Genomic DNA, 11,719 nt, shown 5'->3' on the forward strand with positions numbered 1-11,719 from the left:
TGTTGGGCAAATAAGTAACAAATTAGAAGTAAATCTTTCAGGAGTAGAAAGTATGTTTAAGAAATCTCTTATACCCCTTGTTGTTGCAACAGCCTTAGTCGGCTGTGGTAGCGATGACAAGGCAGAGTTAGATAGTAATAGACCCGGCAGTATAGCGATCACGGGCAGTGATTTTATTGCGGGTGCTGAATTATCAGCGCTGATCACTGATGCAAACGGTGTTTCAGCACAATCAGTTAGCTACGCTTGGTCTACTGGCGCCACTGGCACAACATATACAATTACCGAAGCAGACGAAGGGACAGTGATTTCTGTGTCAGCAGTCTATACAGATGAGGCTGGTTTCACTGAGGGCGTAGGTGCATCGACACCCGTCATTAATCCTACTCTAGACGTATCAGCGAATGTCGTTAAAGGACCCGTGAGCGGTGCCAGCTGTGAAATTTTCGCAGTAGACGACAGTGGTGCAGCGGTAACACCAGCACAAAGTACAGCAAGCTCTGATGCAACTGGCGCAATTACCTTTAGTGACGTGCATTTTGAAGGTGCCGGTTTAGTGTCTTGTACTGGTGGTACTTATACTGATGAATCGACCGGCGAAACGCTAGACGCGCCATTAATGAGATCGGTAGTAGATGTAGTTGAAGGCGATATGGAAACACCGGCGCCTTCTTACGTTGTGTCTCCGTTAACTGAAATGACAGTGCAAGCTGCAGGTGCTAACTTAAATAATTTTGCTGCTGAAGCTGACATCATTAATGCTCGCTTTGGTATTCGCTTTGACACGACCCAAGTACTGCCTACCGCGGTCGGTGAAGTTCCTTTAGGTGCAGATGGGGCAGAGAATGCAGATCGTTACGGTTCTGTACTTGCGCTTTTATCTCAGCTTGATGCTGACGATGATGCAAAAGATATTGCTACGGTCATTGCAAATATAGTTGCAGATTTAGCCGATGGCGAGTTTTCAGAAGAAACATTAGATGCATTTGAGACAGCGCAAACGAATCTGCAAACGAGCTCAGAAGTTGCAGGTGATGTTGATGAATCATTACTCGATGTTATCGGTTCTGCAATTGGCTATAACAATGACCCTGTCACAGCAATTATTGAAGGTGTGTTGAGTGGCACTGTGCAAAATACTGCAACAGATCCACTCACGGGTACGGTTATTGTTACCGATCCAAACTTCGAAGAAGATGCGATTATTGCTCAAACAGATGTTGCTCTCGACTATGGTACTTTTAGTATCACAGCGGAAGGGAACTGGTCATATACAGTCGATACTGCAAACGAAACTGTGGCTAGTTTAGAAGTAGGAAATTCGGTGAATGATACAGTCACGATTACTTCTATTGACGGCACCACTGCAGAAATTGAAGTGCGAGTTGCTGCTTTAACCCAAGTGGTTAAAATTTCCGATATTGGCAACGACACGGGTGAAATTAGATTTAGCGTAAATAATTTACGCCAAGGTAAACTAAGTGCTTCGTTCTCGAAAGAAGAAGCATTAGGCAGTGACGGCAATGTGAAAGATGCTTACATTACCCTTTACGGTAGCTCGGGAAGCTCAAGTGAATCACTTATCGATTTGCGTATTCAAGGCACGCAAACTGACGGTGCAGGCAACGAGATAATGCCTCGCTTCTTTGTACGTAACACTGATAGTGACGCGTATCCTGGTGATATCATCACAGCGCCATTTGTTGAAAATCAATTCTACGATGTTGAAATCACTTGGGACTTAGACTCAACTGAACAGTTAACCGTATCGATTGACGGTGAAGTGATTGGTGGCGGTTCATTCTCAACTGCTGCGGTTGTTGACTCTGACTTCCAGAATTTAGACCAATGGTTTGAGGAAGGTATAAGAGCCATTCAATTTAGATTTGGTGATAACGATAGAACGATTCCTTTTGGTTCATTCTTTGTAGATAACATTGAAGTGTTCTCTGATACTGCTGGCACAGTGAGCGTATTTGAAGATGACTTTGAGAGCTACAGCGTGGGTGAAACCTTAGCTTCTGATGCTAGCCTTTACAGCTTATCTATTTATTCTGAAGTGGTCGTATTTGATGTAGGCGATGGCACATCTGAACCAACTCCGGCGGTATTCTTTGATCTCACTGGTACGTTACCAAGTGATCAAGTTGACCCTCTAACGGGTGTTGTCAGTGTGCTTGACCCGGACGAAGGTGAAGCATTTATCATTCCTTCTTCGGCAACGATGACTTATGGTTCATTCTCAATATTAGAAGATGGGTCATGGACTTATACCTTAGATACAAGTAACCCGATTATTGCTGCGCTGCTGGTTGGAGAGCGTGAGACAGATACCGTTACTATTGAATCTGTGGATGGCAGTACCGCCGAACTAGCGATTACCATTACAGGTACAATTGCGGTTGATACTGGAGCTAATAATGTTGCTGTCATTATCGATACTGACCCAGGTGATACTGGAGAGTTACGTTATGCTCTTGGAGATGGTGGTCCATTAGCTGCAGGTAGAGTGACCGCTAAAATTAAGCGCTTAGATGATGACTTGGGTAACGGCGATGCATTTATTACTCTGTTCAACTCTGCAACAAATAACGACGGTGCTATTTTAGACTTGCGTATTAGGGATGACAGCTTTGGTGTGCGCAGTCCTAGTGATACTGATACGAGTGCGGCAACTGTCTTGCTAGATCAGTTCATGGACGTAGTCATAACTTGGGAATACCCAGGCGGCGACTTAACAGTTAATCCATTGGTTACAGTAGAAGTAGACGGTGTTCGCTTCACAGCCGACGGTTTTACACCGGATAACAACTCAATTGGTGGCGTGACTCACGTATCCTTCAGATTTGGTGACAATGGTGGTGTGAGAGAAGCAACAGGTAAATTCACTGTTGACGACTTGTTCATCTATTCTGATACAGCTGGCACAACGGAAGTTTTCTCGGACGACTTTGAATCTTACGTTGATGGCGATTCATTAGATACAGACAACCCTGTTTCTCCATATAACTCCAGTACTTCTGAAGCTACCGTTGAAACTATCGGTGAAGTAGGTGGGCCGGGTACCGAAGGCAACAAAATCGGTGAAATCCGTGATACAGACCCAGGTGACACAGGTGAGCTTCGCTATGCCTTAGGTGACAATGGTCCACTGGCCCAAGGGCGATTTGAAGTTGCGATTAAGCGTTTAGATGATGACCTTGGTAACGGTGATGCATTTATTACCCTATTCAACTCTGCTACTAATAATGACGGTGCTCTTTTAGACCTGCGTATTAGAGATAACTCATTTGGTGTTAGGAGTCCTAGTGACTTAGATACGTCGGCTGCCACTGTAGTGTTGGACCAGTATATGAATGTGGTGATTACTTGGGAATATCCTGGTGGCGACTTAACCGTTAACCCTCTGATTACTGTTGAAGTTGATGGTGTCAGATTGACGACCGACGGTTTTACCCCGGATAATAACTCGATTGGTGGTTTGACCCACGTCTCAGTGAGATTTGGTGATAATGGCGGCACAAGAGAAGCAACGGGTGTTGTATCAGTAGATAATTTTGCAGTTTACTCTGATACGGCGGGCACAACTTCCGTATTCTTTGATGATTTTGAGTCTTATATGGCAGGTGATTCCCTAGACACCGACAATGCAGTTTCGCCTTATAACTCATCGACATCTGAAGCTGTTGTTGCGGTTGAGTAAGTGTTCAAAACCTCTATAAAAAATCCCCGCTAGTGTTAACTAGCGGGGATTTTTTTATCTTCCTATAGGTTTTTTTAATCTGCTCTTTTCCAGCAATTCTTGCCTTCTTTTTTCGCTTTGTACAAGGCATCATCGGCTCTTGCAAAGAGGTCACTGGCAGTATTCTTTTGGTTTGGAATCAGCGATGACACACCAATGCTGATAGAAAATTTACTCATTTTCAATAAATGATTGTGTGTCATATTTAACTTATTGAAGCGTTCGACCAAATCCCTCGCAATCTTGGATGCGCCATCATAGTTGCAGTCAGGGAGTAAAAAGATGAATTCATCGCCGCCGTAACGTGCTACCACATCTGAGCTTCGTTTATGCGCTTTCTTGAGGGTTTCAGAAGCTAACAATATGAGTTCATCACCTTTAGCATGGCCAAATTTATCGTTAAACTCTTTAAAATTGTCTATGTCTATAATTAGCATGCTGATCGTCTTTTTCGTACGTTTGCAGCGAGCCCATTCATTAATTAAGGCATAGTTATAACCACGGCGATTGATCAAGCCAGAAAGGTCATCTTTAAAAGCCATTTCCATGACTTCTTGATGACATAAGGCACTTTGTACTTTCGATTGCACTCGAGCTGCAAATTCCCTGGGGTCTATCGGTAATGAAATAAAGTCGTCACAACCTAGGGTAAAAGCTCTAATCTTATCGTCCGGGCATTGGTTGATGCAGTCGCAGAATAGTATTACCGGGATGGTTTTGCTTAATTCTGACTGCTTTAAACGTACCAATAACCTATCAACGTTCACCATTTTGCTGTGGCTATTTACCATAATAAGAGAAGGCAAACCTACATTGTAATTGAGATGATTTCCGAGTTTTGTATAGTCTATTAGATGTTCAATATCGTAGGGCAGCGTTTGTAAAGAAAGAACGATGTCGGAACTTTCTTCATCTATAAGCAGCACTTTGGGGTGCCGCTCACTACCATCATTTTGCAGATGATATATCTCTGGTTGATCAGCTACTCGATTCATCTCTTCTTACTCACAAAGGCGGCTACTAAAAAGTATTACTCTCCACGACAAACAGTGTTTATCATCCTTGCTAGCGTAAATACAGCACTTTCAGACAACTGATGATAACGTTTTCGCATCCTACACTGTAAACTTAATCGTTTATATGTCGACTCATTATCAAACTAAAGTTTATAAAATGTTACAATTTTTGATCCACATCAATCATGCTTTTATGTAGATGGCTAAGCGAAAAGCGCGTAGGATCCATTGCACTCATTTGGGGCGTTGTGGTTTTTTAAGAGGCATATGTCCTCAAACTTCCTCGTCATAATATTAAAAATAACGCCATCACTGCTTGGGAAAACTTTTTGAAATCGTTCTATATCATTATTAGCCTACTTGCTTCGATGTTCTTTCTGAGTCCTTTCAATAAAGCGCAAGCTGAATTCCCAGAGAACAAAAAGAAACCCCACATAGTCAAACAAAAATTGGTCGTGCCATTCGTTGATGAAACCATTACTGTTGATGGTAACTTATCTGATAGCGCTTGGGCTCAAGCTCATACTGTGAAGCTAAATTTTGTCCATCGACCTTTCGACAATACTAAGCCGCCGGTTACTACTACAGCTTACTTTTATGAAGATGGAAGTACACTCTTTGTTGCGTTTCGCGCGCATGATAGCGACCCTGAGCAAATTCGCTCATTTTTGCGTGACCGTGATAGTACCTGGGGACAGGATATGGTGGGTGTCAAAATCGATACGTACAACGACGGGCGGCTAGCTTACCAGTTTTATGTTAACCCATTGGGTGTGCAAACCGACAGTATTGAAAATGAAATGACGGGTAATGAAAGTGCCAGCTGGAATGGCATATGGGAGTCACAAGGTCAGCTTACAGAAGATGGCTATCAAGTAGAAATGGCCATTCCATTACGCTTACTAAACTTCGAAGAAACCAAGGATATCAAAAAGTGGGGCATTGAGTTTGTCCGCTTTTATCCGCGTAGCGATGAGTACCGTATTTCTCATCTGCCTTTCAATCGCAACAACGCCTGTGTTTTATGTCAATTGGGCGATGCCAGTGGTTTTGAACAAGCCAAGCAGGGGAATAATTTGGCTATTGTACCCACTGCTGTGCTCGGTGCGACGCGAGAGCGTGATCCAACTGCCACTAATGAATGGGAATACGATAACGCGCAAGAAATTGGACTCGATGTCAATTGGGCGATAAGTCCCGAGATGAGCTTACAGGGCACACTCAATCCTGACTTCTCTCAAGTAGAAGCCGATTCAGCACAATTAAATATTAACAATACTTTTGCGCTGTTTTTTGACGAGCAGCGTCCGTTTTTCGTTGAAAATGCCGACTACTTCACTTCATTTCAAAATCTGATATATACCCGAAATGTGAATTCGCCCGATTACGGATTGAAGCTCACTGGGCGAAAAGACCAACACTCAGTAGGTGTTTTCGTTGCGAATGATGAACAAACCACCTTTTTAGTTCCTGGTAATTTGGGCTCTAGTGTCGCTAATTTCGATGCTAAATCAACTAACCTTGCTGCGCGATATCGTTTCGATTACTCAGATAAACTCGCCATTGGTGCCGTTGTCACGGCCAGAGATGCAGAGAATTATCATAATTATGTGACCTCTATCGATATTAAATATCGTTTGAGTGATCAAGATACCTTGCGGGCGCAAGTCATTCATACTGACACTTTGTATCCTGAAGGTTTGTTTGAAAATTTTTGTGATAATAATTGTTCGCGCGATGAAGACTTTAGTGAAGCTGCATTGCGCACGCAGAAAAACGAAAGTTTCACTGGGCGCTCTTATTATTTGGACTATCGACATGAAACGAGTGACTACGATTTTCGTGCAACACGTTTAGAAACTGACGAAAACTATCGGGCCGATTTAGGTTTTCAATCACGAGTCGATCGGAAGGTCACCATTATAGGTGGTGGTTATAATTGGTGGAATGAGGACTCATGGTGGAATAGGATCAGGCTCAGCGGTGATTGGGACCAAGCTCATAATATGAATGGAGAGCTTCTTGAGAGAGAAATTGAAGCCCAAATTAATATCCGCGGCGATTATCAGTCCTACGCACAATTTGGTGCATTAAAGCGAACTAGGGTGGGTTTGCGAGAGTTCAACAACAGACTCGATATCATTAATAACGCCACTTATTTTGAAGAGGAGTCGATGTCACTCTATTTGGAAACAAAACCTAATCAGTATTTCTTTATCGGAAACTTTATTCGTGTTGGCGACGCGATCGACTTCGCGAATAACCGATTAGGTGACCAAGTTTTTATCGAACCGACAATCGATCTGAATTTAGGTACTCACGCACGTCTTCGTATTCGTCATACATATAGCAAATTAGATTCAAATAATGACAAGCTATTTGTTGCAAACCTGACTGACTTCCGCCTGACCTACCAGTTTGATCAACGCCAATTTTTTAGAGTGACCTTGGCTTACTCCGATATCAGTAGGAACTTAGATAATTATATTGTAGCGCCAGGAGAAGATTTGGGTCTTGATGCTGATTCACAACAGCTGGGTGTGCAACTCCTCTATTCATATAAACTCAATCCGCTCACTAAATTCTTTATTGGTTACGCTGATAGTGCATTTGATAATGACGACTTAAATAAGCTGAAAACCAACGGCCAGTCAGTGTTTATGAAATTCAGTTATGCATGGTTACAGTAGCCTGGGGCCAGCCTATCTCTAATCATAACAAAGCCTAGTCTATCGGGACGCTGATTGATTCCCCTGGTACTGAAAAGTAAGGTTTACCTGTTTGGATGAGTTGCGCGGGGACTTTCAAAGGTACATGAACACCTACACTTCGTTTTGCATTGATTCTGTAGTCGAGAATATAATTCCCCTCGCTGGATAAAAAGAACCAGTAAGGTGGAAATGCAAGGTCAGTCTCTTGCTTTTGCCAATACGACAATAATGGACGAAAGTGAGTATCGTTTGGGTCTGCATCGCCCATGTGAATATAGGTAGTGGCGTGTTCTTTTGATGGTAAGGTGACTCTGAACACGATATTACTGACATCTGCTCGTCCCGGCCAGCCTGCATGGGGTATGCGCACTGCATCAATAATAATATCCTTCACTTTAAATGAAACTGGCTTGTCCTTGTATTCTAGTGCAATAGCTTCAATTCGCGTTTCTATCTCTTTGAACCCCTCCAATACCGCCAGTTTTTGTATTGCCTGAGAAGGCGCCACCAAATGAACGGTATTGTGTTCTTGAAGATATGCAAGCATGTCGTCTGCATTGAAGTGGTCACCATGAGCGTGGCTAACAAAAACAATGTCTATATCATTGTAGGGAGCTTCGTTAGCCATAATAGCAGCCAATATTTTTTCTGGGACAAGTTGATAGGTTCCATAATCATTATGGAAAAATGGATCGAACAGGACTTTGTACTCTCCTGCTTCAACCATGATCCCCTCATTAGCTAGATAGTGCGCTGTTCCATGTTTTCCCGTCGTTGTCTCGTGTGAGTAGGCGTGAAGACTTGTTACCAACATGGGAAAGATCAAGGCTAGTTGCATTATTCTTTGATATTTTTTCATGAGTGGCAGGTTTTTTGTCTTGTTATCACTCGATAGTAGCACATTTTACAAAATAATTTATTGTACCCCTTGACCCGTGGGTACAAGTGGTGTTTAATTGTACCATCTAACCAAGGGGTACAATTGTTAATGATTACTATCGATCTTGACTCACCAGAACCACTTTTTCATCAATTGGTTTTGCAGATAAAGCAGGCGATCGAGAATAAGCAACTTCAGGCTGGAGATGCTCTACCCTCGATTAGGCAGCTTGCGGCAGATTTAGATATTAATGCAAAAACCGTCGCGAAGGCTTACAGGTTGCTCGAACGTGACAGCGTGATTGAATCAAAAGGCTATCGCGGTTCTTTTGTTCGCAGCGATGCCTTAGACAACTTGCATATTGATATTAACGAATGGCTTGGCTCAACTATGTTGGTCGATATTGAAAAATATCGGAAAGCGGGCGCGACAGATTCAGAAATTAGAAATGCATTTACCCAAGCGATGTCTCGCTAGAGTAATGCACACTATTTACATATTGGAGAAAAATTATGTCTGATTGGTTACCTCAATCAAATTACTTGCTCATGCTAATGCAAGTAGGCTTCACGCTTATCCTGATACCAGTGCTGAGCTATTTTAAATTAACAAACATAGCCTTAAACTATGGCATTAATCGATACCCGCAATCAGAAGCTCATGTCAAAGAATGTCTGGCCAAAGCTACCAAGGTTTATTGGAGTTCAGTTGCATTTATCTTGATAGTCGTCGGTGCTATGGTACTTCACGCTATTTTCAATGGAACTGAGCTTCTCAATTGGGATGACCATATGGGCGTGATGATAATGTACTTATTGGCGATGATCCCTGTCGTTGTAATGGTATTCATGCATAAGCGTCTTTTTACTATATTTAAGCAGTATGCGGGAAGCAAACGTAGCGCATCATTGCGTGTTAGAAGCTGGCAAGACTACATACCCATGTCTTTGCTAGTACTAATAGGCATAGCTAACCTCGTGTTTGTAGCCACCATATTATACTTTGTAAATCACCCATTCGAAGGTTTTGCTGGCTATGCAAATTTACTCGGCTTATTGGTTATAAATGGTATCTTTTTTGCGATTGTTATCTACTTGTATAGAGGTGAGAACAGCCAGGGTTATTATCACCCAGAGCACCGTGATGCGATAAAAAAGAGAGCCATTCAGATCAATCTGCTTATTTTGGCTCTCGCTTTATTTCATATCTCTTTGAGTATTTGGGTACAAGGTTCTTATTTAGTTGAGTATAAATTAATAGTGCAATCCTTGTATTTACAGCTTATTCTGGCGCTATCTGCTTTTGCACTGACCCTGCCTAAGTCAGTTTTTGATGAGAGTAGTGATTCTGAGCGCATGAAATAAGTCACAAGGAATGTAATGTATATCCCGAAAAATTTAATGCTAACCGACCCATTAGCAATTGAAAATCTTATTTCAGAATATGGTTTCGGCTTGTTGATTTCCCAAGACCTTGAAACCACTCGTTTGCCTCTTTTATACAACGCTAAAGAGGGTGATAAAGGAACGGTGATCGGTCATATGGCGCGCGCCAACCCCCAATGGCGAAACTTGAGTGGACAGAGAGTGTCCGTGGTCTTTAGTGGTCCACACTCGTACATTTCACCTACTTGGTACGTATCAAGACCCGGTGTATCTACTTGGAATTATGCGTCAGTACAATGCTTTGGTACTTTTCAGGAATTAAACAAAGAAGATACCGTTAATGCGATTGATGCTCTAATACAAAAATACGAGCCTGAAATTGCCCACAATAAAACCTTAATGCCCACTGATTATATTGAAAAACTATTAAAAGCCGTGATTGGGTTTAAGGTGGTGGTCGACGAAATTCAGGCTAAAGAGAAATTAGGCCAACAGAAAAAAACAGAGGATCAATTAGGTGTATATGAGGCGCTGCGCCACAGCGTACATAGTGAATCCCGTCAGTTGGCAGAGTATATGAAAAAACGTGGCCTAGGTGATGGCAGCAAGTAAGTTGTAAAATCATGTACCTTGCTTAACTGCGTCTGTGTATTAAGCTAACAATAAATGCTCAAAAAGCCTTGTCTCAAGGGCTTTGCGTATGTATAATGCGCGCCCTTGAAGTCAACATCTCAGTTCCTTGTCTCCATATAGACGGCTTCACTATCCGAGACTATAACCGTAGGGAGCAATAATGCGTCATTACGAAATCGTATTCATGGTTCACCCAGATCAGAGTGAACAAGTACCAGGCATGATTGAAAAATACACTGGTATCCTCGAACAAGACGGCGGTAAAATCCACCGTTTAGAAGACTGGGGTCGCCGTCAATTGGCATACCCAATCGAAAAACTTCACAAAGCACACTATGTACTACTTAATGCAGAAGCAAATGCTGAAGCAGTAGAAGAGTTGGAAACGGCTTTCCGTTACAACGACATCGTGCTACGTAACATGGTAATGCGCACTAAAGCTGCTGTGACTGAACAGTCACCAATGGCTAAAGAAGAGCGTCGCGATGATCGTAGACCTCAGCGTGAAGAAAGATCTTACGATGCTCCAGCAGCAACGGAAGAAGCTAAAACAGAAGAAGGAGACGAATAATGGCTCGTTTTTTCAGACGTCGTAAATTCTGCCGTTTTTCAGCTGAAGGTGTAGCAGAGATTGATTATAAAGATATCTCTATGTTGAAAAACTACATCACTGAAAGTGGTAAAATCGTTCCTAGCCGTATTACTGGTACTAGCGCTAAATATCAGCGCCAGTTAGCAACTGCAATTAAGCGCGCGCGCTTCTTAGCATTGTTACCGTATACAGACTCACATAAATAAGATTGGCATAGAGGTAGCAAGATGGAAATCATACTACTAGACAAAGTCGCCAACTTAGGCGGTCTAGGTGACACAGTCACAGTAAAATCAGGTTACGCACGTAACTTTTTATTCCCACAGCAAAAAGCTGTTCCAGCAACTAAAGCTAACGTTGAGAAGTTTGAAGCTCGTCGCGCTGAGTTGGAAGCTAAAATTGCTGAGCAATTGGCCGCTGCGCAAGCACGTGCTGATAAGCTTTCTGCACTAGAAGCAGTCACTATCGCATCTCCAGCTGGTGATGAAGGTAAGTTGTTTGGTTCTGTTGGTACTCGTGATATCGCTGATGCAGTTACTGCAGCTGGCGTTGACGTTGCTAAGTCAGAAGTTAAATTGCCTACGGGTACATTGCGTGAAACAGGTGAGTTTGAAATTGATATTCAACTACACTCTGAAGTCATGACTTCAATCAAATTGGTTATTATCCAAGAAGCATAAGTCATTGGCCGTAAGGCGCATTATTAACACTTAGGTGTTGATGCAAAAATATCAAGGCTGAGTATTGTTACTCGGCCTTT

The 11,719-nt window shown here is 42.5% G+C and carries 10 protein-coding genes; 8 read left to right on the forward strand and 2 right to left on the reverse strand.

What is annotated here, in order from left to right; translation table 11 throughout:
• The first annotated feature begins 52 nt into the window (after positions 1 to 52).
• Positions 53 to 3,703 (forward strand): VCBS domain-containing protein, encoded by a 3,651-nt coding sequence (locus RM556_RS13690; RefSeq protein ID WP_311374874.1) that lies wholly within the window; start codon positions 53 to 55, stop codon positions 3,701 to 3,703.
• A 74-nt stretch (positions 3,704 to 3,777) separates the two neighbouring features.
• Here RM556_RS13690 and RM556_RS13695 read toward each other — a convergent pair whose 3' ends face one another.
• Positions 3,778 to 4,737: a diguanylate cyclase gene (locus tag RM556_RS13695; protein WP_311374875.1), complete on the reverse strand. Its 960-nt coding sequence runs from the start codon at positions 4,735 to 4,737 to the stop codon at positions 3,778 to 3,780.
• Positions 4,738 to 5,087: 350 nt separating this feature from the next.
• Between RM556_RS13695 and RM556_RS13700 the strand changes: the two genes are divergently transcribed.
• Positions 5,088 to 7,448, forward strand: a complete 2,361-nt coding sequence (locus tag RM556_RS13700) for a DUF5916 domain-containing protein (protein ID WP_311362237.1) — start codon at positions 5,088 to 5,090, stop codon at positions 7,446 to 7,448.
• Positions 7,449 to 7,482: 34 nt separating this feature from the next.
• Here RM556_RS13700 and RM556_RS13705 read toward each other — a convergent pair whose 3' ends face one another.
• Positions 7,483 to 8,328, reverse strand: coding sequence for an MBL fold metallo-hydrolase (locus RM556_RS13705; RefSeq protein WP_311374876.1), 846 nt, complete (start codon positions 8,326 to 8,328; stop codon positions 7,483 to 7,485).
• 129 nt (positions 8,329 to 8,457) lie between these two features.
• Between RM556_RS13705 and RM556_RS13710 the strand changes: the two genes are divergently transcribed.
• The 6 genes from RM556_RS13710 (at position 8,458) to rplI (ending at position 11,639) form a co-directional block, all read left to right on the forward strand.
• Complete coding sequence (locus RM556_RS13710; RefSeq protein WP_311374877.1) at positions 8,458 to 8,826, forward strand: GntR family transcriptional regulator; 369 nt, start codon at positions 8,458 to 8,460, stop codon at positions 8,824 to 8,826.
• A gap of 35 nt (positions 8,827 to 8,861) precedes the next feature.
• Positions 8,862 to 9,713: a hypothetical protein gene (locus RM556_RS13715; RefSeq protein ID WP_311374878.1), complete on the forward strand. Its 852-nt coding sequence runs from the start codon at positions 8,862 to 8,864 to the stop codon at positions 9,711 to 9,713.
• Positions 9,714 to 9,728: 15 nt separating this feature from the next.
• Positions 9,729 to 10,346, forward strand: a complete 618-nt coding sequence (locus tag RM556_RS13720) for an FMN-binding negative transcriptional regulator (protein ID WP_311362241.1) — start codon at positions 9,729 to 9,731, stop codon at positions 10,344 to 10,346.
• A gap of 181 nt (positions 10,347 to 10,527) precedes the next feature.
• Positions 10,528 to 10,938 carry a 30S ribosomal protein S6 gene (rpsF, locus tag RM556_RS13725; protein WP_311362242.1) on the forward strand — a complete coding sequence of 137 codons (411 nt, stop codon included), beginning with the start codon at positions 10,528 to 10,530 and terminating at the stop codon, positions 10,936 to 10,938.
• Complete coding sequence (gene rpsR / locus RM556_RS13730) at positions 10,938 to 11,165, forward strand: 30S ribosomal protein S18 (protein WP_311362243.1); 228 nt, start codon at positions 10,938 to 10,940, stop codon at positions 11,163 to 11,165. Before rpsF ends, rpsR begins: the two co-directional genes overlap by 1 nt.
• A 21-nt stretch (positions 11,166 to 11,186) precedes the next feature.
• Entirely contained in the window at positions 11,187 to 11,639 is a 453-nt protein-coding gene (rplI, locus tag RM556_RS13735) for a 50S ribosomal protein L9 (protein WP_311362244.1), read from the forward strand.
• Positions 11,640 to 11,719: the final 80 nt, after the last annotated feature.

The sequence above is a fragment of the Alteromonas sp. W364 genome (assembly GCF_031846205.1).
Lineage (GTDB): Bacteria > Pseudomonadota > Gammaproteobacteria > Enterobacterales > Alteromonadaceae > Glaciecola > Glaciecola blandensis.

What these genes read in the sequence shown, in the direction of transcription:
- RM556_RS13705 (WP_311374876.1), bottom strand. Translation starts at nt 8,328, where the DNA reads ATGAAAAAATATCAAAGAATAATGCAACTAGCCTTGATCTTTCCCATG.
- rplI (WP_311362244.1), top strand. Translation starts at nt 11,187, where the DNA reads ATGGAAATCATACTACTAGACAAAGTCGCCAACTTAGGCGGTCTAGGT.
- RM556_RS13710 (WP_311374877.1), top strand. Translation starts at nt 8,458, where the DNA reads ATGATTACTATCGATCTTGACTCACCAGAACCACTTTTTCATCAATTG.
- RM556_RS13690 (WP_311374874.1), top strand. Translation starts at nt 53, where the DNA reads ATGTTTAAGAAATCTCTTATACCCCTTGTTGTTGCAACAGCCTTAGTC.
- RM556_RS13720 (WP_311362241.1), top strand. Translation starts at nt 9,729, where the DNA reads ATGTATATCCCGAAAAATTTAATGCTAACCGACCCATTAGCAATTGAA.
- RM556_RS13695 (WP_311374875.1), bottom strand. Translation starts at nt 4,737, where the DNA reads ATGAATCGAGTAGCTGATCAACCAGAGATATATCATCTGCAAAATGAT.
- RM556_RS13715 (WP_311374878.1), top strand. Translation starts at nt 8,862, where the DNA reads ATGTCTGATTGGTTACCTCAATCAAATTACTTGCTCATGCTAATGCAA.
- rpsF (WP_311362242.1), top strand. Translation starts at nt 10,528, where the DNA reads ATGCGTCATTACGAAATCGTATTCATGGTTCACCCAGATCAGAGTGAA.
- rpsR (WP_311362243.1), top strand. Translation starts at nt 10,938, where the DNA reads ATGGCTCGTTTTTTCAGACGTCGTAAATTCTGCCGTTTTTCAGCTGAA.